Source organism: Rhodococcus sp. ARC_M6, assembly GCF_022810305.1.
Lineage (GTDB): Bacteria > Actinomycetota > Actinomycetes > Mycobacteriales > Mycobacteriaceae > Rhodococcus_F.
In genome coordinates, this window is record NZ_JALGQH010000051.1 from 1 (window position 1) to 24,267 (window position 24,267).

Annotated in this window: 22 protein-coding genes and 1 pseudogene; 8 read left to right on the top strand and 15 right to left on the bottom strand. The window is 60.4% G+C overall.

The window, feature by feature from the left end:
* Positions 1–297: STAS domain-containing protein (locus MTX36_RS28605; protein WP_243623044.1), on the bottom strand; the 297-nt coding region annotated here is incomplete at its 3' end.
* 376 nt (positions 298–673) lie between these two features.
* On the opposite strand from MTX36_RS28605, the gene MTX36_RS28610 reads away from it, so the two are divergent.
* Both MTX36_RS28610 and MTX36_RS28615 read left to right on the top strand, forming a co-directional pair.
* On the top strand, positions 674–1,105 hold the full coding sequence (locus MTX36_RS28610; protein WP_243623045.1) for an ATP-binding protein: 432 nt from the start codon (positions 674–676) through the stop codon (positions 1,103–1,105).
* A complete protein-coding gene (locus tag MTX36_RS28615; RefSeq protein WP_308198265.1) occupies positions 1,102–1,896 on the top strand; it encodes an RNA polymerase sigma factor SigF in 795 nt (264 codons plus the stop codon). The genes MTX36_RS28610 and MTX36_RS28615 overlap by 4 nt, the downstream gene beginning before the upstream one ends.
* 14 nt (positions 1,897–1,910) lie before the next feature.
* On the opposite strand, the gene MTX36_RS28620 is transcribed toward MTX36_RS28615, so the two are convergent.
* The 4 genes from MTX36_RS28620 to aceA form a co-directional block, all read right to left on the bottom strand.
* A complete protein-coding gene (locus MTX36_RS28620; protein ID WP_243623046.1) occupies positions 1,911–2,951 on the bottom strand; it encodes an NAD(P)-dependent alcohol dehydrogenase in 1,041 nt (346 codons plus the stop codon).
* 69 nt (positions 2,952–3,020) lie between these two features.
* Positions 3,021–5,327, bottom strand: a complete 2,307-nt coding sequence (metE, locus tag MTX36_RS28625; protein WP_243623047.1) for a 5-methyltetrahydropteroyltriglutamate--homocysteine S-methyltransferase — start codon at positions 5,325–5,327, stop codon at positions 3,021–3,023.
* Between the two features lie 90 nt (positions 5,328–5,417).
* Positions 5,418–6,314, bottom strand: a complete 897-nt coding sequence (locus MTX36_RS28630) for a 3-hydroxybutyryl-CoA dehydrogenase (protein WP_308198266.1) — start codon at positions 6,312–6,314, stop codon at positions 5,418–5,420.
* 171 nt (positions 6,315–6,485) lie between these two features.
* Positions 6,486–7,775, bottom strand: a complete 1,290-nt coding sequence (gene aceA / locus MTX36_RS28635; protein ID WP_243623048.1) for an isocitrate lyase — start codon at positions 7,773–7,775, stop codon at positions 6,486–6,488.
* A 606-nt stretch (positions 7,776–8,381) separates the two neighbouring features.
* On the opposite strand from aceA, the gene MTX36_RS28640 reads away from it, so the two are divergent.
* Genes MTX36_RS28640 through fmdA form a run of 3 tightly spaced genes read left to right on the top strand, consistent with a single transcriptional unit; the run spans position 8,382 to position 10,698 of the window.
* A complete protein-coding gene (locus MTX36_RS28640; protein ID WP_243623049.1) occupies positions 8,382–9,071 on the top strand; it encodes a hypothetical protein in 690 nt (229 codons plus the stop codon).
* Between the two features lie 51 nt (positions 9,072–9,122).
* Complete coding sequence (locus tag MTX36_RS28645; RefSeq protein WP_243623050.1) at positions 9,123–9,410, top strand: zinc ribbon domain-containing protein; 288 nt, start codon at positions 9,123–9,125, stop codon at positions 9,408–9,410.
* A gap of 28 nt (positions 9,411–9,438) precedes the next feature.
* The gene (fmdA, locus tag MTX36_RS28650; protein ID WP_243623051.1) at positions 9,439–10,698 is read left to right on the top strand and encodes a formamidase; all 1,260 of its coding nucleotides are present in this window, start codon (positions 9,439–9,441) and stop codon (positions 10,696–10,698) included.
* Here the strand turns inward: fmdA and MTX36_RS28655 are convergent, their stop codons facing one another.
* Positions 10,699–11,067, bottom strand: coding sequence for a hypothetical protein (locus MTX36_RS28655; protein WP_243623052.1), 369 nt, complete (start codon positions 11,065–11,067; stop codon positions 10,699–10,701).
* 310 nt (positions 11,068–11,377) lie between these two features.
* Here MTX36_RS28655 and ramB point away from each other — a divergent pair, with 310 nt between their 5' ends.
* Positions 11,378–12,790 (top strand): acetate metabolism transcriptional regulator RamB, encoded by a 1,413-nt coding sequence (ramB, locus tag MTX36_RS28660; protein WP_243623053.1) that lies wholly within the window; start codon positions 11,378–11,380, stop codon positions 12,788–12,790.
* A gap of 7 nt (positions 12,791–12,797) precedes the next feature.
* Here the strand turns inward: ramB and MTX36_RS28665 are convergent, their stop codons facing one another.
* The 9 genes from MTX36_RS28665 to MTX36_RS28705 form a co-directional block, all read right to left on the bottom strand.
* Positions 12,798–13,823 (bottom strand): alpha/beta hydrolase, encoded by a 1,026-nt coding sequence (locus MTX36_RS28665; RefSeq protein WP_243623054.1) that lies wholly within the window; start codon positions 13,821–13,823, stop codon positions 12,798–12,800.
* Between the two features lie 132 nt (positions 13,824–13,955).
* Positions 13,956–14,975, bottom strand: a complete 1,020-nt coding sequence (locus MTX36_RS28670) for an alpha/beta hydrolase (protein ID WP_243623055.1) — start codon at positions 14,973–14,975, stop codon at positions 13,956–13,958.
* A 68-nt stretch (positions 14,976–15,043) separates the two neighbouring features.
* The gene (locus tag MTX36_RS28675; RefSeq protein WP_243623056.1) at positions 15,044–16,669 is read right to left on the bottom strand and encodes a class I adenylate-forming enzyme family protein; all 1,626 of its coding nucleotides are present in this window, start codon (positions 16,667–16,669) and stop codon (positions 15,044–15,046) included.
* A 24-nt stretch (positions 16,670–16,693) separates the two neighbouring features.
* On the bottom strand, positions 16,694–17,398 hold the full coding sequence (locus MTX36_RS28680) for an ABC transporter ATP-binding protein (protein WP_243623057.1): 705 nt from the start codon (positions 17,396–17,398) through the stop codon (positions 16,694–16,696).
* Positions 17,382–18,176, bottom strand: coding sequence for an ABC transporter ATP-binding protein (locus MTX36_RS28685; protein ID WP_243623058.1), 795 nt, complete (start codon positions 18,174–18,176; stop codon positions 17,382–17,384). Before MTX36_RS28685 ends, MTX36_RS28680 begins: the two co-directional genes overlap by 17 nt.
* Complete coding sequence (locus MTX36_RS28690) at positions 18,173–19,177, bottom strand: branched-chain amino acid ABC transporter permease (protein ID WP_094271668.1); 1,005 nt, start codon at positions 19,175–19,177, stop codon at positions 18,173–18,175. Before MTX36_RS28690 ends, MTX36_RS28685 begins: the two co-directional genes overlap by 4 nt.
* Complete coding sequence (locus tag MTX36_RS28695; protein WP_243623059.1) at positions 19,177–20,052, bottom strand: branched-chain amino acid ABC transporter permease; 876 nt, start codon at positions 20,050–20,052, stop codon at positions 19,177–19,179. Before MTX36_RS28695 ends, MTX36_RS28690 begins: the two co-directional genes overlap by 1 nt.
* A gap of 15 nt (positions 20,053–20,067) precedes the next feature.
* Positions 20,068–21,252 (bottom strand): ABC transporter substrate-binding protein, encoded by a 1,185-nt coding sequence (locus MTX36_RS28700; RefSeq protein WP_243623060.1) that lies wholly within the window; start codon positions 21,250–21,252, stop codon positions 20,068–20,070.
* Positions 21,253–21,369: 117 nt separating this feature from the next.
* The gene (locus MTX36_RS28705; RefSeq protein ID WP_243623061.1) at positions 21,370–22,113 is read right to left on the bottom strand and encodes a TetR/AcrR family transcriptional regulator; all 744 of its coding nucleotides are present in this window, start codon (positions 22,111–22,113) and stop codon (positions 21,370–21,372) included.
* 275 nt (positions 22,114–22,388) lie between these two features.
* Here MTX36_RS28705 and urtA point away from each other — a divergent pair, with 275 nt between their 5' ends.
* Positions 22,389–23,654 (top strand): urea ABC transporter substrate-binding protein, encoded by a 1,266-nt coding sequence (gene urtA / locus MTX36_RS28710; RefSeq protein WP_243623062.1) that lies wholly within the window; start codon positions 22,389–22,391, stop codon positions 23,652–23,654.
* A gap of 50 nt (positions 23,655–23,704) precedes the next feature.
* A pseudogene (locus MTX36_RS28715) lies at positions 23,705–24,267 on the top strand (urea ABC transporter permease subunit UrtB); the annotation flags it as partial.

The following is a 24,267-nucleotide window of genomic DNA, read 5'->3' on the forward strand; positions in this document are numbered from 1 at the left end:
AACCGAGAGTGAAGACAAGCCACACATTCCCATGAATGCGAGGTCCGACATATCCACGACCAGCGCACGGTCGGGCGCAACGTGATGCGACAGGTAGTCGCGAAAAGCGTTGGAGCTCAATAGATCAATCTCACCACAAACCTGAATGACCACGGTATCGGCACTGACCTTGTGTGCACGGAACGACGCAGTGGACGTTGCGGAAGGAGGCGGACCGTAGTCGACGGATCCCCTACCAGAGCCCGACAAACCTGAGTTTGTCAAGCCAGAAACAGATGTCCTAGGAACAACAGTCATGGTTCTCCCATCCCGCAACGGTTTACACTCTGCATGAAAACGGGGGATATCCAAGGGCGCACTCGATATTCGGGCCAATGTACGAATGAAGAACGACTGGATATTCCCTCATCGGCTGTGTGCTCAACCTCGGTTACGAACAGTACCCCGAGATGATGAAGGTCACAACCGCGTTGCGAGCGTCCGGTTCGCTCTCTGTGAAAATTTTGGTACTCGAGAGTGGTTTGGCGTAGCACGAAATGCGGTAATCCCGTTGTAGAGTCTGCGCACCGGCGTAGTCAATTTCCGTATTGGGGTGTCCGTGATTGCATCGGTGGGTATCGTTCACCGCACCAGAGGCCGCGGCCAACTCCTGGTACGACGATCCGGAGAACTAATGGCACATCTCAGCGCAATCGAGCCCGAGCAGGATCAAACCCAGCCAGTTGTCGAGTTGAGAATCCGGGCAACCCCGGACCAGCTGTCGATATTGCGCGCGCTCGCCGCGACGGTTGCAATTCAGGAGAACTTCGACCTCGACACCATCGCAGACATCCGGCTGGCGATGGACGAAATCTGCACACACCTCATTGTTCGCGCTCTCCCCGATTCGGTATTGGTCTGCCGGTTCGTGTTCACCGCGCCGCAACTGCACGTCTCGGTATCGACCACCACGGCCGACTACGACGGTGGTGACCAGCGTTCGTTCGGCTGGCACATCCTGACTGCGCTCACCGATTCGATTTCTCTCGACCAAGAAGCGGATCCACACGGTTCCGGCTACATCACCACGATGGAATTCACCAAAGCCGACGGTAGGCGCCCGTGACACCTCCCGCGGACAACTCACCGCGGCCTCGTCGACGATCAACGGACGAATACCGAGACGTCATAGCAGTTTTCGAGAATCTCGGGACTCTCGATCGCGAAGGCGCCGAATACGAACGGGTGCGGGCGGCGCTCATCACACGATGCCTGCCACTGGCGGAGCACATTGCTCGGAGGTTCGACGGCCGCGGCGAAGCACACGACGATCTCGTCCAGGTCGCCAGACTCGGCTTGGTCAACGCGGTAGACCGCTTCGATGTCACCCGCGGGTCGGATTTTGTGTCGTTTGCCGTCCCCACGGTGATGGGCGAAGTCCGGCGGCACTTCCGCGATACCGGATGGGCGGTCCGCGTACCGCGCCGAATGAAGGAATTGCACTTCCAACTCGGTCAAGCCATCAGTGAACTGTCGCAACAGTTGGGCCATGCTCCGACCGTCGACGAGTTGGCGGCAACACTGGGCGTCGAGCGTGAAGAAGTCGCCCAGGCACTCATCGCCGGCAATGCGTACCAAACGGTTTCGGTGGATGGTGCGGCGTCCAACCACACCGACGACCTCCCCCTCGTCGAAACGCTCGGCGATTACGACGCGGCACTCGAGAACGTCGAAAACCACGAAGCCTTACGTCCGCTGCTCGAAAAACTACCGGAGCGCGAACGAACTGTGCTGATGCTGCGGTTCTTCGGCAATATGACGCAGACGCAGATCGCCGAGAAGGTCGGGGTGTCTCAGATGCACGTGTCGAGGTTGCTCGCGAAGACGCTCAGTAACCTCCGCGAGCAACTCGACTAGCTGCGACTGTGTTGTCAGATCGTGGCTGTGTCGACGACGAACCGATATCTGACATCACTCTTGATCACTCGTTCGTAAGCAGTGTTGATGTCACTCGCGGGGATCACTTCGATCTCGGCGCCGATCCCGTGCGCAGCACAGAAGTCCAGCATTTCCTGCGTCTGCGGAATCCCGCCGACCATGCTGCCCGCCAGGCTGCGACGGTTCGCAGCGAGTGAGAATGCGCGAACTTCGATGGGCTTCTCGGGTAATCCCAGTTCAACGAGCGTTCCGTTGAGTGCCAGCAGCGACATGTACGCGTCGATGTCGAGGTTGACCGAGACAGTGTTGAGGATCAGATCGAACTGACCGCGCAAAGTCTTGAAGGTTTCGGCGTCCTTCGTGGCGTAGTAATGATCGGCACCGAGCCGGAATCCGTCGTCCTGCTTGCTCAGTGACTGGCTCAGGACAGTGACCTCAGCGCCCATGGCCTTGGCAATCTTCACCCCGACGTGACCGAGGCCGCCGAATCCGATGATCGCGACCTTCGTGCCCGGCCCGGCGTTCCAATGCCGAAGCGGCGAGTACAACGTGATGCCGGCGCACAAGAGCGGTGCCGCCACGTCGAGTTCGATGCCATCGGGGATCGAGAGCACAAAGTGTTCCGTGACCACGATATTGGTGGAATAGCCGCCTTGGGTGCGCTCACCGTCGCGCCCCTTGGCGTTGTAGGTTGCGGTCACTCCGGTACGGCAGTACTGCTCTTCGCCGGCGAGGCACATATCGCACTCAGCACACGAGTCCACAAAACAGCCGACGCCGACGCGGTCGCCGACCTTGTGCTTGCTTACGTCGGAACCGACTGCGGCAACGATTCCGGCGATTTCGTGACCGGGTACGAGCGGGTATTTTGCTCCGCCCCACTCGTTTCGGGCGCTGTGGATGTCGGAGTGGCAGATGCCGGCGAACTTGATGTCGATGAGAATGTCCAGTGGACCGAGCTCGCGGCGATCGATGGTGGTCTTCTCGAGCGGACCATCAGCGGACATCGCGGCGTAAGCGGCAGCAGTAACCATGGGTACATGCCTACTCGCGACCGAAGGGGCCTGCAAACTGCAGGCCCCTTCGGGTGTCGAATCTAATACTTACTCTGGAACGCTCTCCGCTTGTTCCGCGCGACGACGCAACCGCCGGGCTGCGGCAACAAGATTGCGCAGTGCAGGCTCGAGCTGCCACGGGTGGCGGGTCTTGAGTCCACCGTCCGGGTTAGCCCACAAGCGATCGAGAGAAATCGATTCACTTGCCTCCGTGAGCAATTCGTCGAGTTCGTCGATGTCGGGAATCCGAGCCGAGCGAGATTCGTACACACCGGGGCCGACGCCGTGCGTGAGCGCGCCCTCCTTCAGTGCGTCGAGCACCCACGTGATGGAGCGGGTCGCGACGATAGCCGTCACATCGGCATCCAACCGTTCGATGGCGTCGACCACCGACGACCGAGCGGAGTACGTCAGATGTGTGTGGATCTGTGTTTCCGGCTTCGCTCCACCTGTTGCCAGACGGAACGCGTCGACGGCCCACTCCAGGTAGGCCTCCCGGCCGTCCTCACGCAGTGGCAGCAGTTCACGAATTGCAGGTTCGTCCACCTGGATGATGGCGATACCGGCAGCTTCGAGATCCGCGATTTCGTCTCGAATGACAAGGGCCACTTGCTCGGCCGTTTCGTAGAGCGGCTGGTCCTGCCGAACGAACGAACGGGCGATCATAGTGACTGGCCCGGTGAGCATGCCCTTGACCGGCTTGTCGGTCAGCGACTGCGCGTAGGCAATCCACTCGACCGTCATCGGCTTCGGACGTGCAACGTCGCCGTAGAGAATCGGCGGGCGTGTAGCCCGAGATCCGTAGGCCTGCACCCAACCGTTGTGTGTGAAGGCATAGCCCTCGAGCAGTTCGGCGAAGTACTGAACCATGTCGTTGCGCTCGTGCTCACCGTGCACGAGAACATCGAGTCCGATGTCTTCCTGGAGGCGGATGGTGCGTTCGATTTCTTCCTGGATGCGCTTGTAATAGTCGTCCCACGCCAACCGGCCCTCGCCGAGTTCGTAACGCGCCTGACGGATTTCGTCCGTCTGCGGGAACGAGCCCAATGTCTGAGCCGGCACCAGCGGGAGGTTCAACCGTTCCTGCTGAGCCTTACGACGCTCCTCGTACGGTGCGCGAACCCGATCTTCCGGCTTGACGGCATTGACCCGGGCACGCACCGCATGCTTGAGCTTGAAGTGCACCTTCGTCGGACGCTTCTTCCACCGGTCCGAAGGACCTTCGGTGAGCGCCTTCGCCAGTGAAACGACCTCGCCGACCTTCTGCTTGGCAAAGGCCAAACGGTCTGCGACGTCACCCGGGATGTCGTACTCCGAGAGCACGTCGTAAGGCACATGCAGCAGCGAAGACGACGTAGAGACAACAAGATCCGGGACAACGTCCTTGAGCTCGTTGAGGTACGTCAAAGTGTTGAAACGGTCGACGCGCCAGACGTTTCGACCGTCGACGACACCGGCGTAGATGCGCTTACGCTTGATGTGCGGAACCGCAGCCAACTCTTCGGCTGTGATCTTGCCGTGCACCAGATCGAGACCGAAGGCCTCAACCTTGGTCGCGGCCAAAATGTTCAGTGCCTCACCGAATTTGCCGTACGGCCCGGTAACCAGGAGACGCGGACGCAACGGTGCGTGGGACAGCTTGTCATACGCACGCTTGAGAGCGTCGAGTTCTGCGGCGGTACGATCCTCTGTCACCGAAGGCTCGTCCAACTGAACACACGTCGCGCCGGCCTTGGCGAGCTGCTCGAACAGCTGCTCGTAGACAGGCAGAAGGTCGTCGAGACGGTCGAGCGGCGTGAAATCAGGATCAGCAGCTTCCGTTGCCGGCCCCACCTTGGAAAGCAGAAGCAGCGAGACCGGTCCCATGATCACGGGACGCAGTTCGATGCCGCGGGCCTTGGCGCGTTCGAACTCGTCGAGCAGCGTCTCCGAATGGAGTGAGAACGCCGTGTCTGCATCGATCTCGGGCTGACGGTAGTGATAGTTGGTTCCGAAGAACCGGACCAGCTCGAGCGGCGGGAAGTCAGGACGTCCGCGTGCCATCGTGAAGTAGAAATCGAGTGGGTCCAAAGAACTTTCGAGCGGCTTGAACCGCTCGGGGACGGCACCGAACATCAATGCGTTGTCAAGAACGTGATCGTAGAACGAGAAGGTATTGCCCGGAACCTGGCTCAATCCCGTCGCAGCCAATTCGCTCCAGGTAGATTCCTGAAGTTCCTTGGCGACCGCTACGAGTGCGTCCTTGTCGGAGGTGCCGTGCCAGTAGGACTCGAGGGCGCGCTTGAGCTCGCGGCGCGGCCCGATACGCGGATACCCCAGGACGCTGGATCCGAATGCTGCGGTGCTGCTGGACATGCGGTCGACCTTTCTTACCTCGGGGCGCAAGCACCCCGTGCGCCTTTCTGGTAGTCGCAACTACCACAAAGGCGCACGGGGCCGTGGGCCTTAGCTTGCTTGCTTGGCGCCGCGACCGTTGTCGGGGTATTCGTAGAAACCCGCGCCGGACTTCTTACCGGTCAAGCCGGCTTCGACCATGCGAAGAAGGAGCGGCGGAGCGGAGTACAGCGGCTCCTTGAACTCTTCGTACATGGAGTCGGCGATGGACTTGACGGTGTCGAGTCCGACCAGGTCCGTCAGAGCCAGCGGACCCATGGGGTGCGCGAGGCCCAAAACCGTTGCCTTGTCGATGTCTTCCTTCGTCGCGAAGCCCGACTCGACCATGCGGATGGCCGAAAGCAGGTACGGAACCAGAAGAGCATTGACGACGAAACCGGAGCGGTCGGCGCTGCGGACAACCTGCTTGCCCAGGACGTCACTGGCAAAAGCTTCGGCGCGCTCGGACACTGCAGCACTGGTCTTGAGCGTCGTCACCAACTCGACGAGCGGCAGAACCGGAACCGGGTTGAAGAAGTGCATTCCGATGACGCGCTCGGGACGCTTGGTCGTGATACCCAGCTTCATGATGGGGATCGACGACGTGTTGGACGCCAACACCGCGTTGGGGTCGGTGACGATGGAGTCGAGTTCTGCGAAGATTTCGCTCTTGATCTTCTCGTCTTCGACGACGGCCTCCACAACGAGCTGGCGGTCCGCGAAATCACCCAGATCGGAGGTGAAACGCAGACGCCATGCAGCCTGCTCACGCTCACGTTCTGTGATCTTTCCGCTGCTCACGCCGCGGTCGAGCGAACGCAGAATGCGTGACCGCCCGGCTGCTGCAAGCTCGCGAGTCTGCTCGAAGACCAGAACATCGACATGTGCGCGGGCGCACACCTCGGCGATTCCGGCACCCATGATCCCGGCGCCGATAACGCCGACGCGCTGAATTTTTTCGCTGGTCACGTCAGCTCCTTGTTTGTCTGGTGGAGGTGTTGTTGCGGGAAGCACTTCGAACCGCGTCGACGCTGGTGGCCGATGCAATCGGAACTGCCTTGAAGACGTAAGAAATTCGAGCGGTGATACAGGCAGGGGAGAGACCCGAAGTTGAGCCTCTCCCCCGCCACGTGTCAGTTCTTAGTGGAACTGGCCCTCTTCGGTGGAGCCCTTGAGGGCTGCCGTCGAGGTGTTGGGGTCAACGGTGGTGGCGATGGTGTCGAAGTAGCCGGCGCCAACCTCACGCTGGTGCTTGATGGCGGTGAAGCCACGCTCTTCAGCAGCCTTGAACTCGCGCTCCTGCAGGTCGACGAATGCCGTCATGCCTTCGCGGGCGTAACCGTAGGCCAGGTCGAACATGCCGTAGTTGAGCGAGTGGAAGCCTGCGAGGGTGATGAACTGGAACTTGAAGCCCATCGCGCCGAGCTCTTTCTGGAACTTCGCGATGGTCGCGTCGTCAAGGTGCGCCTTCCAGTTGAAGGAAGGGGAGCAGTTGTAGGCCAGCATCTGGTCCGGGAATTCGCTGCGAACGGCCTCGGAGAACTTCTTTGCAACCTCGAGGTCCGGCACGCCGGTCTCCATCCAGATGAGGTCTGCGTACGGTGCGTAAGCCTTGGCGCGAGCGATGCAGGGCTCGATACCGTTCTTGACGCCGTAGAAGCCTTCAGCCGTGCGGGTTCCGTCGAGGAACGGGCGGTCGCGCTCGTCCACGTCGGAGGTGATGAGGGTTGCGGCCTCAGCGTCGGTGCGGGCGATGATGACGGACGGAACGTCCGCGACATCGGAAGCCAGACGAGCCGACGTCAGGGTGCGGATGTGCTGCTGCGTGGGGATGAGCACCTTGCCACCGAGGTGGCCGCACTTCTTCTCCGAAGCGAGCTGATCTTCCCAGTGCACGCCTGCTGCGCCGGCGGCGATCATGGCCTTCTGCAGCTCATAGGCGTTGAGTGCGCCACCGAAGCCGGCTTCGGCGTCAGCGACGATCGGAGCGAGCCAGTTGCTGACCGAGGTGTCGCCCTCGTTCTTGGCGATTTCGTCGGCGCGAAGCAGCGCGTTGTTGATGCGGCGAACGACGGTCGGAACCGAGTTGACCGGGTACAGGCTCTGGTCCGGGTACGTGTGGCCCGAGAGGTTAGCGTCGCCGGCAACCTGCCAACCGGAGAGGTAGATGGCCTTCAGGCCGGCGCGAACCTGCTGCACAGCCATGTTGCCGGTCAGTGCACCGAGGGAGTTGATGTAGTCCTCGTTGTTCACGAGATCCCAGAGGATCTCGGAGCCGCGGCGAGCGAGAGTCTGCTCCTCGACGACGGTGCCCTGGAGCTTGACGACCTGATCGGCCGTGTAGTTACGAGTAACGCCCTTCCAGCGAGGGTTGGTATCCCAATCCTGCTGGAGCTCTGCTGCGGTCTTCGGGGTGCCGGTGGTCGACATCAAGACTCCATCTCTTTGATCTACTGGTCCGGCCCGTTGTGAGCGGTACATCCGTACTGCTTCACATCATTGCCAGGCCCTTCTTGTGTACTCATCGAGAATGACACATCGAAAAAGTGCCGTCTACCTGTAGCTACTGCCAATCTTCGCTATCTTTTCAACACACTTTGCTAAGACTGCGAAGAAAAGGTGGAGGGCGAGGTGCGCGAAACGGACAAGTTTCCTACTGGCCAGTAGCAAGAAACCCGCAGGCTGTGAACGAAATGCACACAACGACAGTGGTCCAGATTTTCACCGGCAAATCCCTGGCCGAAAACACCGTTCTCGGCAACAATTTCCACCCGGGAGTGACCGCAATCACGCTTCCATCCCTCGCGGTAACCGTGCCTGAGTGCACAGAACTGGCCCCGAGATGCGGATTCCCACAGATATTGCAGACTTGTGTGCACGCAGGACCGGCACAGTGGCGAATTTCGCGCGATTCGACGGAAAAGTCAGCAACGGCAAATTAGTGTGAGGATTCCCGGTTCATCCCGCTTGCCCTAGGCAGGCACGAAGGTAAGGCAACTATGTCGCGCACTTCCCTGCATCGCGGGCGGTAACGGAGTGCCCCAGTCACAGTCGCCGTCACCCGACAATCAAGCATGGTCACAGGCCGGGCCGACGCCACCTCAACTCGGCTACGGGGGTACGCCTGTCTATCGGGCTACGCCGCAGTCGTATCCCCCGGGTCCGGGCGGACCGCCGCCGAGTAAGCCGGGTTGGACGATTGTGGTGATCACCCTGTGCATTGTCGCGGCAATCGCCCTGTTCGGTGGGTTGGCAGTCATTCTCTGGCCCAAGCAGGCCCCGAACTCCGCGGCGGCCGGGATCTCATCCGTCACACGAACACTCGAAAGCTCCTCTCCCCCTTCAACTTCAGTGCAACCCACCACGCACCCCAGCACTACGCGTCCGACAACAACAAGCCCCGCCACGACCAAACCCACTACTACCACCGCCGCTCCCACAACCACGCCGAATGCCGTGAGTTTCCCGGCCGGCGCGTCCGCCTGCCCCGGCGCCGGTGCCGTCAGCGGCGGATACCGGGAGTCGGCAATCGGTTCGACCAACACGTCGTGTGGCTTTGCCGAAGCGGTTCGCAGCGCCTACGGGAATGCCGGCGTCCAGGGCCAATCAAAGACGGTGGAGGCCCGTAGTCCGGTGACCGGCAAGGAATATCGCATGACGTGCTCCGGTTCCGGCGGAATCGTCACCTGCTCCGGAGGCGACGGCGCAGTGGTACTTCTGCGTTAACAGGTCTCCGTTCCGGTATCGCAATCCGGGAACCTCCGCTAGCGTGACCGCATGCCACTGTACGAGTTTCGGTGTACCGACTGCGGGCCGGTCGAGCGGTCATTCGCAATGGCCGAGGTTCCTACGTCCGTCGTGTGCCCTCGGTGCGACGGCCAATCCCGACGCATGGTTTCCTCACCACGCTTGAGCCATGCCTCGTCGACAGCGATGGGTCTTCTCGACAGCACAGCCCGTTCCGCGCATGAACCGGCAGTGGTCAGCGGTTCGGTACCGGGCGCACGGCGTTCCCCCACCCCGATGACCTCTAATCCGTTGCACCGCAAGCTGCCTCGCCCCTAACTGTCTTTTCCGAGAATGAGGAGTCCGTATGCCAGAGCTGCTGTTCCCCCTCGATTCCGCCAAGAAATTCACCGAGCAGGCCATCGTCGGGCACAACCGCTGGCACCCCGACATTCCGGCCGCCGTGACCGTGAAACCTGGTGACTCCTTTCGCGTTCATTGCCGCGAATGGTTCGACGGTGCAATACACAACGACGATTCGGCTGACGACATTCTCAACGCCCCGCTCACCACGGTGCACACGCTCTCCGGTCCATTTGCCGTCGAAGGCGCGAAGCCCGGCGACCTCTTGATCGTCGACATCCTCGATATCGGCCCTATCCCCCAAGAGGATTCGGGCCCGCTGGCCGGGCAGGGCTGGGGATATACCGGCATCTTCCCACGTAACAATGGCGGCGGCTTCCTCACCGACCAGTTCCCCGACGCCTACAAGGCAGTGTGGGATTTCTCCGGACAGACGGCAACATCGCGCCATATTCCGCACGTATCCTTCACCGGCATCGTGCATCCCGGTTTGATGGGCACTGCGCCGTCGGCAGCGTTGCTGGCCAAGTGGAACGCTCGCGAAGGCGCCTTGATCGCCACTGATCCCAATCGCGTTCCCCCACTGGCACTTCCGCCGGAGCCTCGCGACGCAGTACTCGGATCACTCACCGGTGACGAGTTCACCCGAGTGGCCGGCGAGGCCGCACGCACTGCTCCGCCCCGCGAAAACGGCGGCAATCAGGACATCAAAAACCTGACCAAGGGCAGCCGAATCTTCTATCCCGTGTTTGTCGACGGTGCAAATCTGTCTGTGGGAGACCTACATTTCTCCCAGGGCGACGGTGAGATCACTTTCTGCGGCGCCATCGAGATGGGCGGCTTCATCGACATTCGCGTCGACATCATCAAGGGCGGCATGGATACCTACGGGGTGTCCGAGAATGCGATCTTCATGCCCGGCAACACAGATCCGCAGCATTCCGAGTGGCTGGCGTTCTCCGGAACCTCGGTAACTTTGGACGGCGAGCAGAAGTATCTGGACTCGCACCTCTCCTACCAGCGCGCTTGCCTGCACGCGATCGAATACCTCACGAAGTTCGGCTACGCCCCCGAGCAGGCGTATCTCCTGCTGGGAGCAGCACCGATCGAAGGTCGTCTCTCCGGCGTCGTGGACATTCCCAACTCCTGTTCGACGGTGTATCTCCCGACTGCGATTTTCGACTTCCCTCTCGCACCGTCCTCGAGCGGTCCGTTCCAGATCAATCCGGGGATGGGCGCACCGCGATCGGAGAATCGCGTCTAGTTACGGGACCTGAAAAATTCCGAGTCCGGCATTAACCGGCACTTGGGGCCAGAGATCGCTCGAAGGCGGGTGGACGGATGCACTCACGTCGGCGGTCGCGGCGACCGTGCCGCTTCCGGTGGCCACTGTCGCAGGGGTGTATCGGCACCACTCCTCGGGCACGATCGGCCCGCTGAGGCCGATCTGTGGCACGGCTCGGAGCACCGTTGCACCGACCGCCCCGGTGGTCAGGTTGCGCCAGTTCACCGCCACGTCGATGCAGTCGAGCGTGGTGGTCGAGATTGTCGGTGAAGGCTGCGCTGCAAAGGTCACCGTGCCTGATGCACCCGTAGTTGCCGACGGAGTCACGGTTGCCAGCAGATAGGGCACCCAACACCTGAAACCAACCCCGCTGCAGGCCGAAACGAACCCCACCGGAACCTGGAACATCGTGGTTGTCTCCGGGATCGGCCGCGGGTCTGCGGTCGCTTCGGTGAATGACAAGAGAGATAGAGCGACGGCTGCCACGGACAATGCGACGGAAGTTCGGAAAACTGGTGGACAGTTCATGGCGTCGACCTCCGGAGTCGTGGGTGCACACTGGATACGACAAACTCGCGATCTGCAAACACAGCCAGCGATTCGTTAAGTCTGCAAACCCAATATTGCGAACCGTCGCAACCCCTCGTATCCTGGCAAAATGTCGAAAACCTTTGTCGGAGTCCGGCTGCGCCAGCTTCGTACCGAGCGCGGCCTGAGCCAAGCGTCGTTGGCTAAGACTCTGGAGATATCGGCAAGCTATCTCAACCAGATCGAGCATGACGTCAGACCACTGACAGTGCCTGTCCTGCTGCGGATCAGCGAAGTCTTCGGCGTCGACACAACCTTTTTCTCTTCGCAGGACGACACACGGCTGATCGCCGAAATGCGTGAGGTGGCGCTCGACCAAGAAATGGGTATCGACGCAGATGCCCATGAGATCGCCGAAATGGTGTCAACGCATCCGGGTCTGGCCAAGGCGATGGTCAACATGCACCGACGCTTCCGCAACACCACCGCGCAGCTCGCAGCAGCCACCGAGGATCGGTTTTCCGACGGCAGTGGCAGCGGATCGATCACGATGCCGCACGAAGAGGTTCGCGACTACTTCTACCAACGACAGAATTACATTCACGACTTGGATGTTGCGGCGGAAGAATTGACTGCTCGGCTGCGCTTCCACCGCGGCGATGTTGCGGGCGAAATTGCCCGTCGACTCGAAACTGTTCACGACGTGCAGATTGTTCGCCGCATCGATCTCGGTGAGAACATTTTGCACCGCTACGACCCCACCACTCGGGTCCTCGAAATATCGTCGCACCTCTCCGGCGGGCAGCAGGTCTTCAAGTTCGCGACCGAACTCGCGTACCTCGAGCACGGAGACCTACTCGATTCATTGGTGGCGGAAGGCAACTTCACCAGCGATGAATCGATATCGCTGGCCCGTCTCGGCCTGGCCAACTACTTTGCCGCGGCGACGGTCCTCCCTTACAGCCAGTTCCACGACGTGGCCGAGGACTTCCGTTACGACATCGAACGAATGTCAGCGTTCTACTCGGCGAGTTACGAAACAATCTGTCATCGACTTTCGACTTTGCAGCGACCGAAATTGCGCGGCGTACCGTTCATGTTCGTGCGCGTCGACCGCGCCGGAAATATGTCGAAACGTCAGTCCGCCACGGGCTTTCATTTCTCGACGAGCGGCGGTACGTGCCCGCTGTGGAACGTGTACGAAACCTTCTCCTACCCGGGCAAGATCATGCCGCAGATCGCCCAGATGCCTGACGGTCGACGGTACCTCTGGATCGCGCGCACGGTGGAGCGTCGGGCCGCTCGCTACGGTCAGCCTCAAAAGATCTTTGCCATCGGGTTGGGCTGCGAGATCCGGCACGCTCACCGCCTCGTCTACAGCGACGGCCTGGATCTCGACGAGTCCAACCCCGGCACCCCCATCGGCTCGGGTTGTCGCGTGTGCGAACGCCTGAACTGCCCGCAGCGTGCTTTCCCTCCCCTGGGCAAGGCCTTGGACATCAGCGAACACCGAAGTTCTATCTCGCCGTACGTAATTCGCTAATCAAACACTACTGAGAATGCTCGCGTAGGAATGCTGCGGTGCGATCAAATGCCACCTGACCGTCCGGAGTATCCAGATCGAATTGGTACTCGTGATCGAGTTCCGGCTGGTAGTCGTCGGGATAGAAGAGCGCGTCGACGTCAACGCCGAGGCTGGTGAGCTTGTCCGCAAACGGTTTCGACTGGCCCGCTGTCAGAACGTCGACGTTGCCGCCGGTGATGAATGTCGGCGGAAACTTTGCTGTCACAAAATTGAGCGTCGACATCTGTTGGACTGCAACAGAATTCTCGAAATCCTTGGTTCCGGTGTACGCCCAGACGGATTCGCGGTCTGCGGTCCAGCCGAACTTGCCTTCCCGCGCGAGGAATTCGTTCATGTCGTAGACACCGCAGTCGAGAACGACGCCGCGTAGCTGATCGGGTGAGAGGCTAGGTTTCACGCCGACCTGTGCGGCGTAGCTCGGATCGGTGACCATGGCCGCTATCTGGCTGGAAATCTGCGCGCCTGCGGAATCGCCGCCGAGAAACAGTTCGTCGGAATCGACGTGCAAAGCGGCAGCATTGTCGGTGATGTATCGGTAGCCATCGTTGAGTTGACTGAGCACCGTCGGATACATGGCGTCCGGGCCCAGCGAATAGTCCAGCGAGATGACGGTGAAGCCTTCACCGGCCAAGCTCTCGTAATACCCTGAATAATCTGTTTTATCGCCGTAGATCCAACTGCCGCCGTGCGCCCAGATCAGCGTGGGCAACCCCGCCGACGTCGACGCCGCCGGATAATAGGCGTCGAGCATCGCATCAGGGTCTCCGTCGCGATATTGCACATCCGACACTGTCGTGATGCCGGAAGGCGCCAATTCGTCGAGCGTCGAACTGACCGAATCCGCACTGCCGGCAGCCATCCATCGGATCGCCAGCGTGCCTGGCCAAGGGCTGAAATACGCCGATGCACCCCCGAGAACTGCCAGAAACAAAACCACACCGAGGAGACCGAGCATGCGCCGACGCCATCTGGGGGCTGGCGGTTTGGACACAACAAACTCCTGAGCGTCGGAAACAACAACGCACACCAGGCTAGCGGAAAATAGGTACCTGGGAATTCGCTGGCAATCTCATTCGATCACTGTCCGATATCGGAAATTCCTCAGTGAAACAAGGAAATACGCCTAATCCACTCGCGCGGACAAGAAGTCGACTGTGCGCTCGAAGGCTGTCATCCCGTCCGCATTATCGAGATTGAACTGGTACTCATGTGGGAGCGCGGGTTCATGATCGGCCGGATAGAACAACGCGTCCACTTTGACGCCGAACCCAGTCAGCTTGTCGGCCAACGGCTTCGACTGTTTGTTGGTGAGGGGGTCACCATTCCCACCACTGATGTAGACGGGTGGAAAGTCCTCGGTCACGTAATTGAGCGTCGACATCTGTTTCGCTGCTTCGGTATTGAGAAAATCGCGCTCGCCCGTGTAGGCCCATAACGATCTGTCCACACCCCAGCCGATGATGCCCGGGCCACCGACCATATTCGCGACGTCGTAGATTCCGCAGTTCAACACAACACCACGCAGCTGTTCCGGACGCAGTGCAGGCTTCACACTGACAGTCTCGGCATACTCGGGGCTGGTGATGAGCGTCGCCAACTGGCTAGACAACTGTGCGCCGGCCGAATCGCCGGCTAGGAAGATCTTCGACGGATCGACGTGCAATCTCTCCGCGTTTTCCACGATGTATGCATGGGCGTCGTTGAGTTGTCCGACGGCCGTCGGATAGTAATGCTCGGGGCCGACGGAGTAATCGAGCGCCACCACCGTGAACCCGCGGGACGCGAGTAACTCGTAGTACGTCGCGTAGTTGGACTTATTTCCGGAAATCCACGCGCCACCATGCGTCCAGACGACGGTCGGCAATGCCGCCTGTGTGCCACTGGGAAAGTAGACGTCCAGATACGCATCGGAGTCATCTGCGCGATATTGCTGATCCCGGATCACGTCGACGCCGCCCGGAGCAAATTTCTGCATTGCTGCCGTCCCCTTGCCTGCGTCCCGCTCGAAAACCCAGCGCACGGTCAGTGCGCCGGGCTTCGGGCTGAGAACAAATGCGAGGACGACACCACCCACCACGATGGACACGGAACCTGCGGTCCACAAGAGTCTCTTGCGCCACCGTGAGGGTGATCGTTGTGGCATCGGAGTCCTGACTGCTCGGCAAAATGTCCGAATCAGACTAACCCGTCCGGTTCAGCAGCACCGACTCTTCACACGGTTTGAGCCAACTCACTTCGCACGAGTTCCTTGACAGCGCCCTTGGCTACCTTGCCACCCGCAGCCATCGGCAGTTCCGGCACCGTCATCACATATTCCGGAATATACTCACGAGTGACGCCCTGCTCACGCATCCAACTGGTGAGCTCCTCGGCGGAGAGTTCGCACTCGTCCTTGGTCACCACGACCGCGCACACCTTCTCGCCGAACAGCGCGTCGTCGACGCCCACGGCCGCAACCAAGTCCACCGCCGGATGAGCGCGAACGTACTCCTCGACCTCGACGGCAGAAATGTTCTTGCCACCACGAATGATGATGTCGGCCTTACGACCGACCACTCGAACACGTCCGGCTTCGTCGATCTCGACGATATCCCCGAGAAGCATCCAACCCTCGTCGGTGTACAGCTCGTTGTTGGCCTCGACGTCGCCCCAGTAACCCTGACACATCAACGGACCGTTGACGGCAGGCTGCCCACGTCGGTGCGACCCGGTGACTTCTGTTGCAGCGTCGTCGAATACACGAACCTGCATCCGGTCGATCACATGACCACACGTACGCAATCGGGTATCGGAGTCATCCCCGACGGTGGTGACGGACACTGCACCGGTCTCGTTCGAGCCATAGAACTGCAGGACCGCTGCGCCGGTTCGTTCCTCGAAAGCCAGCGCCTCCGAGTACGGGACGGCCTCGCCGCCGGTGAACATGACCCGCAATGATCCGAGGTCGGCCTTATCCGCAGCTTCTGAGCGCAACAGCATCTTGAATTGTGTACTCACACAGTTCAACACCGTCACACGCTCGCGCTCGATGAGGTCGATCATCACCGCAACGTCGAACCGTTCCATCACCACATTGGGCGCACCCAGCAATGCCGGAAGGAAATGCGAAGTCCACAGCCCGAAACCGAAAGGCGCGGGCACGGCGCCGAGGAATACTTCCTCGTACCCGATTGCTGCTGCGTCGGCCCCGATCTCGGAGAACGCAACCCACCTATCTTCCGTCTGAGTCACCAGCTTGGGCAGGCCGGTAGTACCTGACGTCGAATTCAGCATAGACACTGCAGCCGTCGTGAAACACGGACTGGTCGGAGCAAATTCTCGGATCTCAACCGGCAGCGACACTACTCCGGCGGGAGCGGAATGTTCGAACCCGACCGATCCATTCTCGTCGGCAAACACGATGTCCAGCGCCGGATGTAGTTCACGCAACTGCGCGATCAGTTCTGCGGTATCGACACCACGCAACGATCGGGCGGTCACCAGAACACCGGCGTCGGAGCGCGAAATCAGGTGCGAGATTTCGCGAAGACCGGAGCGCGACCCGATACCCACGGCCACCCGGCCGGTACGGTACGCAGCGCAGAGTGCCGCGTGAAAGACCATCGTGTCCGGGAGGAGAACGGCCACATGACCGTAGCCCTCACCCGAAAGCTCGAGCGCCGACGCGATGGCGTCGGCCGCCGCGTCGTACTGCGCCCAGGAAATTCTCGACGTCGGAGTGATGAACGCAGTTCGGTCGGGAATGGTCTCCGACCAGTGACGAACGATCTCACTGATACTGATTCCGGCGAAACGAGCCGGATCCGTCGCGAACTCGCCGACTGCTACGTCAATCATCTTCAGTTCCTGCATGATCGTCGATCATCTCCCGTCGGCGCTGAGGACGCCCATCGATTGTTTGTAAGCAGCGTCGAGCGAAGCGGCAGAATCACATTCGCGCATGATCTCGCCGCGTTGCATGACATATCCACGGTCCACGATCGCCATCAATGCAGCCAATGCCGGTTCAGTCACAATCACCGTAACGCCTTCGGCTGCCAGTTGTCCTACAAGCGTGCGTAATTCAGCCACAATTTTCGGAGCCAAACCGGTCATCATCTCGTCGAGGAGCAGAAGAGACGGTTTGGCGAGCAATGCACGGCCCAGAACGAGCATCTGTTGCTCGCCACCACTGAGAACGCCCGCGAAACTATCCGCGCGGTCACGCAGAATCGGAAAGCGATCGAAAGCGCTGTCCACAGCGTCGGCCTTCAAGCCGAGGAGATCAGCACCTACCCGCAAATTTTCGCGTACGGACATGCGCATGAACAACTGCCGCCCCTGCGGGACGTAGGCGAATCCACTGCGGGCGCGTTGCAACGCCGACATCTTCTCGACGCGTCGGCCGTCCACACTGATGCTTCCGCTGGACGGCACCGAACCATAGATTGCGCCCATCAAGCTGGTCTTGCCGGCCCCGTTCGGTCCGACCAGTGCGGTGACCTGACCCGGTTTGGCCACGAAGCTGACTTCGCGTACCGCGACGGCCGATCCGTAGCGCACTGTGACTTTATCGACCTCGAGCATCGCGAGCTCCTTCTTCGTCTTCGGAACCGAAATACACCTCACGCATTGCGTCGCTGGAGAGGCACTCACGCGGCGGACCGTTGAAGGCAACGCCACCGAAATTGAGCAGGACCACAGTGGTTGCCAATTCTGCGATGAGGTCGACGTTGTGATCGACCAGTACGACGCCCTTGCCCTGCGCGGCAATGGAACGCACCGCACCGGAGATTGCCTCGATGCCGTCGTGGTCGGCGCCGGCAAAAGGCTCGTCCAGCAGCAACACCTCCGGCTCGGTCGCCATGGCACGGGCTACTTCCACCAGCCGCTGCGCACCCAGACTCAGGTCACCACAGGCACTTTCGGTGTCGGTGATCGAGTACTGGTGGGCGACATCGCGAGCACGCGCCGCAGATCGATCCCAGTTCTCGAACGGTCCTTTGAGCGCCCACCACAGAGAATGCAGCGGCGAGGTGATTCGATGTCCGTACAGGCCGGGGATGATGTTGTCGACGGCGTTGAGCTCGAGGGCCAACTGCGGGTGCTGGAAGGTCCGCGAAAGGCCGTGCCGGGCGCGACGTTCCGAAGGCCCGGTCAGTGCTTTACCGGACAGGCTGACGGTTCCCGAGTCGGATTGCTGGGTGCCGAAGATGCAGTCCACCAGCGTCGTCTTGCCGGCGCCGTTGGGTCCGACGAGACCGATGACCTCGCCGGGGCCGACGGTGAAGGACACGTCGTTGACCGCGCGCACGCCGCCATAGGATTTGTGCAGCCCGCGAACCTCGAGTAGTGGATTGCTCATCGCGCAACACGCTCCTGGTAGATACGATTCGTTCGGTCGAGAAGTGCGCGAGACCACCCGATGACACCGCCGGGTGCCACGATCAGAATGACCAGAACTGCACCGGCAAGCAAGAGTTCACCACTGCCCTGGTAGCCGGGCATGTTGAGTGTCACGATCACCACGATCAACGCACCCAACGGTGCGCCCCAGGCAGAGCCGCGGCCACCGATGATCGGCATGAAAATCGCAAGGAAGACGATACTGAGAGTGAAGGTTTCGGGTGTCACCGCTTGAACGGAGACGGTGAACAGCGAACCGCCGGTCGACGCGATTGCCGCACCGATCGCCAATGCCACAACCGTCAAGTGGGTCGGATTGACTCCGGAGGACCGGGCAACATTCCGATTGTCCCGCGACGCCTGCAACATCAGGCCCCACACGGACTTCCGCAGGCGATCGACCGCGACAGCGATCAGGCAGACAAACAGAATTGCGAAGACGACCAACGCGTAGCGCGGGGGTTCCCAGCCGAACATCGTGAGTGCCGCGACACCGGAGATTCCGGCCGAGCCACCCGTGAAGCTGGGTCCATCGATCAGCCAGTGCTCGAATGCCATTCCGAACAAGAGTGTCACGGCCGCCAGGTAGAAGCCGGAAAGTTTCTGTGTCGCAAGGCTGAGGAGTACTGCCACCACGGCAGCGACCAGTGCGCCGAGGATCCAGCCCCACCACATCGACATGCCGGTCTTCACCGATATCAGGGCAACCGCGTAGGCGCCGATCGCAGCGTAAGCGCTGTAGGCCATGGATAGTGACCCGGCCAGAACGAAGGGCACGTACATCCCCAGAGCGATCAACGAGTACGTGGCGGCGAGGAAGATGAGGTCCTGCCGGTAGAGGCTCGGACCCATCCAGAGAAGCACTGCCGCAACCACAGTCACCGTGATCAAGGCTTCACGCGAGACGTTCCCCAGGCTCATTCGCGACCGGGGCACGCGACCTGTAGTAATCGCACCCATCAGACGCGCACCTTTCTCGAGAGCAGACCTTCCGGGCGGAAGGCGAAGAAGACCAGAGCGATCAGCAGGATCGCCGTTTGAGCTGCGCTGGCACCGAAGTAGTACGGCGCAAATACCTGGACGATTCCCAGCAGCATGCCGCCGATGAGCGGTGCCCAGCTACGTCCGGTACCACCGATGACCAGCGCGATGAAAGCCGTCAGCGTCCACGACAATCCGCTGGTGAACTGCACACCCGCTTTGGGCGCGAACAGCAATCCGGCGATAGCGGCGATGACGCCGGCCAGGGTGAACGCGATGAGCCGAACACGGTCCACCGGCAATCCGAGTACCCGAGCGGCATCAGGATTGTCGCCCACTGCGCGCAGAAGTCGACCCGCTGTGGAGCGGTTCAGCCAGAATCCGACGCCGAGGAATACCAGTGCCGTACCGGCGATCAAGACGATAGTTGCGCTGTCGACGGTGGCGCCGAGGACGGTGACCGGGGCAAAGTCGAAGATCTTCTGCCCGGGCAGCGGTGTACGTCCGAAGACGGTTCCCGCAAGCTGCTGAATACCGAACAGCACAGCAGTCACGGCCACCAATGCGGGCAGTTCACCTCGCCCGGAACGCTTTTGAACCTGCTTGACCACCAGTTTTTCGGTGAGCACCGAAAGCCCGACCGCTACAGCAATTCCCAACGGCATCGCCAACCAGAGTGGGTACCCCTGGTTCACGACAACCCAGCTGGTCGCCATTGCTGCGGCCATGGCATACGGGCCCATGGCGAAGTTGAAGAAATCCGCGCCGACCACCACGAGGTACATCCCCAAGGCGATCAGCGAGAAGAAGGCACCGATCTCGATGGCTGCGAGCCAGAGTTGTGCGTCTGCCATGTCTAGGCTCCTCGATTATCCGCACGGGGGCTGATAGGAAGCCCACGGCCCGGCAGGTTTGTTGTCGTCGCCGAACTCGATGAGCACCAATCCGCACAGGCTGTCCGGCGCGAGATGATCACCAGGACTGAAGGACAATGTCAGTCCTTCTTGTCCGAAGGTGGCCGGAAGTCCCGAGACCTGTTGGAGTGCATCACGAACCGCAGTTCGGTCCTTGTGATCACCGGCGATCTCGATTGCCTGCGCCAGCATCATCATTGCGTCGTAGGCCTGAGCGTCGTACGCCGTGAGTTGGTAGTTGGCGCCCTTGAAAGCCTTGACCTTGTCGGTGAGTTCCGCAGTTCGCTTGTTACCGGCACTGAGAGATCCCATGTACACCATGCCGGAGAGCGCCTTCGGATCTGCCAAAGCCCATGAAGCCGGCTGGTTTCCGATCGAAGCGAGCGAGAAGCGCTGCGTCTCGGGTGCAATCTTCGAGAGTGTGTTGTGCGCGAGAATCTCGAAGTGACCACCGATGCTGGCGACAAGGATTGCGTCAGGCTTGGTTTCGACGAGACGGGATACCTGCGCCGTGAGGTCAGCGGCATCGACGGGGGCCTTTTCGACGGCCGTCACCTTCGCACACTTTTCCAGATCCGGTCGCAGTGTCTTGATGATTCCGTCGATGGATGCGCTTGCATCACCAAGGATTCCGAGCGACTTGTAGCCCAGCTTCTCGAATGCTCCGCAGTACACCTGCGCATACTGCTTCAGCGAATTCGGGATCATGAACGAGTAGTCGTTGCCCGGCGGAGACGCAAATGCATCACTGAGCACAACCGGCGCGATGGCCGGAATCTCCGACTGCTCGAGAATCGACTTCGCCTGCAGGACAGAACCACTACCGGTCGCGAGGATGACCGCGCTGGCACCCTGATCCACCAGTTTCCGAATAATCGACGGAGTCTTGGTGGGACTGCTCTCGTCATTTTCGACGACGAGGCGCACGGGCTTGCCGTTGATCCCGCCGGCGTCGTTGATCAGATCGACCGTCATTCGAACCGTCTGACCGGCAATGGTGCTGTACGACGCTCCCGGACCTGTCGAATCCTCGTCCAGGCCGATCACGATCTCGTCTTCCGGAATGACCCCGGCAGACGCGCACGCACCCGTTCCGAGGACGACCACCGCAAGTACGGCTATTGCCTTCCCGAGTCTCACATCCCACTCCTGTCCAAACAGCATTTGGTAAATCAAACAAGCGCTTGATTTACGGCTCTGGGCAGAAGTATGCACTGGGTCACAAAAATAGTCAAAACCGCCGGAAACCGGCAGTGATCAGCTAGGTCGCTGGGCCTGAAGTTCGCGAATAACGGAGCCGAGGTCGCGGATCGCGGACTTCAGTTCGTCCACGTCCGAACGAAGTTCGGCCACCTCACTGACCTCCGACGGCACATCCACCGGGGCAGACACCGCCGGCACCCGGGGCGCCGGCGCACTGCCGTCGCCGCGTGCGGCAAAGCCGTCCAAGAACACCGTGATCAGATTGCGCTCGAGCTCGTCGGCACGCTCCGCCAACTGCGGACGGTACTGCGCAACGGTCGACCACACCGACTCTCGCAAGAGCCTGTGGAATTGTTCCGGATCGATGTCGGCGCGAAACTCCCCGTCCGCCAGTCCACGGGCAATTGCCGTGCGCCAGTAGTCGTGAGCCTTCCGCACAGCAATCGTGATGGGTGCGTCATCCGGCTGAGACGAGAGAATGGCCTCGCCCTGGTAAACCTCCGTCGCATACGGATGATCCACCGCCGTTGCAAACGAGACGGAAACCATCGACGCCAACCGCTCGCGCGCCGATCCCCCGGATTCGATCGACGATTCGTAGCGAACATTGAGGTCATCGAGAAAGCGGACGACTATCTCGTTCGCGATAGCGTCCTTGGAATCGAAGTAGTGATAGAGGCTGCCCGACAAGATTCCGACCTCGTCCGCGATATCTCGGACCGTGGTTGCCGAAATCCCTCGCTCACTGAACAACTTGGCTGCGTGAGCGAGTATCTCTTCTCGTCGGGTCGATCGCACTGACTAGTCCCCTCCAACATGTAGATCTTCAAGCGAATGCTTGATCGAATACCCAGGATGCTAACACCGCGACCGCTCTGACCTGCACGGTGAGAATCACGAAATCAAATCGACATGTCGGACACACGATGGTGACTGACGGTCATTCTTTCCGAAACAAGTTCTACTTACGCTCTGCAATCGACGAATACAACGGCGTATACGACATCTGGATACACAGCACGTCACACAGTGTCTTTGAAACACCGAGCCCTCGACTACGAAAGGCCACGTATATGCGAACTTTCTCGAAGCGCACCCTTGCCGCACCGGCCGCACTTGCCGCACTCGGATTGGTACTCACCGGTTGTGGAAGCAAAGCGAGCGACACCGCGACGGGTGAGACAACGACAACGTCGTGTGTCGATACCGCGGGTGACACGATCAAAGTTGGTTCCCTCAACTCACTGTCCGGCACGATGGCCATCAGTGAAGTGACAGTGCGTGATTCGATCGCCTTGGCAGTTCAAGAGATCAACAACTCCGGCGGCGTGCTGGGCAAGAAGGTTCAGATCGTCGCCGAAGACGGCGCATCCGAGCCGACGGTATTTGCCGAGAAGGCCGAGAAACTTATCAGCAGCGACTGCGTCGCAGCAGTTTTCGGCGGCTGGACGTCGTCGAGCCGCAAGGCGATGCTTCCCGTGTTCGAGGACAACAACTCACTCCTCTACTACCCCGTGCAGTACGAAGGTCTGGAAGATTCCAAGAACATCTTCTACACCGGTGCCACCACAAATCAGCAGATCATTCCGGCATTGGACTACCTGAAGGAGAAGGGCGCCAAGTCGCTGTATCTCGTTGGTAGCGACTACGTCTTCCCTCAGACTGCCAACCGCATCATCAAGGCGTACGCAGCAGCCAACGGCATGGAGATCAAGGGCGAGGACTACACCCCTCTTGGGTCCACCGACTTCTCGACCATCGTCAACAAGGTGCGCACGGCTGACGCCGACGCCGTATTCAACACTCTCAACGGCGATTCCAACGTCGCTTTCTTCCGCGAGTACACCAACGTCGGATTGAAGCCCGCTGATATGCCCGTAGTCTCCGTCTCCATCGCGGAAGAAGAAGTGGGCGGTATCGGCGTGCAGAACGTCGAAGGTCAACTGACAGCGTGGAATTACTACCAGACCATCGACAGCCCGGAGAACAACAAGTTCGTCGCGGCCTACAAGGCCAAGTTCGGCCAGGACAAGCCCACGTCGGACCCGATGGAAGCCGCCTATACCTCGGTCTACCTCTGGAAAAACACAGTCGAGAAGGCTAAATCCTTTGCCGTCAAGGATATTCAGGACAACGCCGACGGAGTCACGTTCGACGCCCCCGAAGGCCTGGTCACCATCGACGGCGACAACCACCACATCACCAAAACCGCACGCATCGGCGAGATCCGTAGCGACGGACTGATTTACACGGTCTGGGATTCCGGACAGCCAATCGAACCCGATCCGTACCTGAAGAACTACCCCTGGGCCGCGGGTCTGGGTAGCAGCAGCAAGTAGAAGGTTCCGACTGCAATGAAACCGACTGGTAGAGAGGCGGAACGTCTGTCATGGATGTAATGATCGGACAGCTGTTCACGGGTTTGAGTATCGGATCGATCCTGTTGTTGGCAGCGCTGGGACTGTCACTGACGTTCGGGCAGATGGGCGTCATCAACATGGCGCACGGCGAGTTCATCATGGCCGGCTCGTACACCGCCTACGTAGTGCAGCAGGTCATCTCCAACGCCACGGGATCTTTGATCGTCTCTCTGCTGGTCGGTTTTGTCGTCGGCGGGCTGATGGGTGTCCTCCTGGAAGTGGTTCTGGTGTCGCGGATGTACCACCGCCCACTCGATACGCTGCTGGTGACGTTCGGCGTCGGCCTGATCCTTCAACAACTGGCACGCGACATCTTCGGCGCACCCGCCGTCAATGTCATAGCGCCGACCTGGCTTTCGGGTGGCGTCGAAATCTTCGGCGCCATAGTTCCCCGGACCCGAATCTTCATTCTTGTGCTCTCCATCGCCGCCGTGATCGCGGTGTCGCTGGCACTCAAGCAGTCATCCATGGGCCGCCGGATCCGTGCCGTGGTACAGAACCGCGACCTCGCGGAAACAAGCGGAATCTCCTC

Excerpts from the sequence above, each read along its gene's own strand:
- MTX36_RS28645 (WP_243623050.1), top strand. The coding sequence starts at position 9,123 with ATGCCACTGTACGAGTTTCGGTGTACCGACTGCGGGCCGGTCGAGCGG.
- MTX36_RS28680 (WP_243623057.1), bottom strand. The coding sequence starts at position 17,398 with ATGCTCGAGGTCGATAAAGTCACAGTGCGCTACGGATCGGCCGTCGCG.
- MTX36_RS28690 (WP_094271668.1), bottom strand. The coding sequence starts at position 19,177 with ATGGGTGCGATTACTACAGGTCGCGTGCCCCGGTCGCGAATGAGCCTG.
- MTX36_RS28610 (WP_243623045.1), top strand. The coding sequence starts at position 674 with ATGGCACATCTCAGCGCAATCGAGCCCGAGCAGGATCAAACCCAGCCA.
- MTX36_RS28620 (WP_243623046.1), bottom strand. The coding sequence starts at position 2,951 with ATGGTTACTGCTGCCGCTTACGCCGCGATGTCCGCTGATGGTCCGCTC.
- MTX36_RS28675 (WP_243623056.1), bottom strand. The coding sequence starts at position 16,669 with ATGATTGACGTAGCAGTCGGCGAGTTCGCGACGGATCCGGCTCGTTTC.
- metE (WP_243623047.1), bottom strand. The coding sequence starts at position 5,327 with ATGTCCAGCAGCACCGCAGCATTCGGATCCAGCGTCCTGGGGTATCCG.
- urtA (WP_243623062.1), top strand. The coding sequence starts at position 22,389 with ATGCGAACTTTCTCGAAGCGCACCCTTGCCGCACCGGCCGCACTTGCC.
- MTX36_RS28670 (WP_243623055.1), bottom strand. The coding sequence starts at position 14,975 with ATGCCACAACGATCACCCTCACGGTGGCGCAAGAGACTCTTGTGGACC.
- ramB (WP_243623053.1), top strand. The coding sequence starts at position 11,378 with ATGTCGAAAACCTTTGTCGGAGTCCGGCTGCGCCAGCTTCGTACCGAG.
- fmdA (WP_243623051.1), top strand. The coding sequence starts at position 9,439 with ATGCCAGAGCTGCTGTTCCCCCTCGATTCCGCCAAGAAATTCACCGAG.
- MTX36_RS28695 (WP_243623059.1), bottom strand. The coding sequence starts at position 20,052 with ATGGCAGACGCACAACTCTGGCTCGCAGCCATCGAGATCGGTGCCTTC.
- MTX36_RS28685 (WP_243623058.1), bottom strand. The coding sequence starts at position 18,176 with ATGAGCAATCCACTACTCGAGGTTCGCGGGCTGCACAAATCCTATGGC.
- aceA (WP_243623048.1), bottom strand. The coding sequence starts at position 7,775 with ATGTCGACCACCGGCACCCCGAAGACCGCAGCAGAGCTCCAGCAGGAT.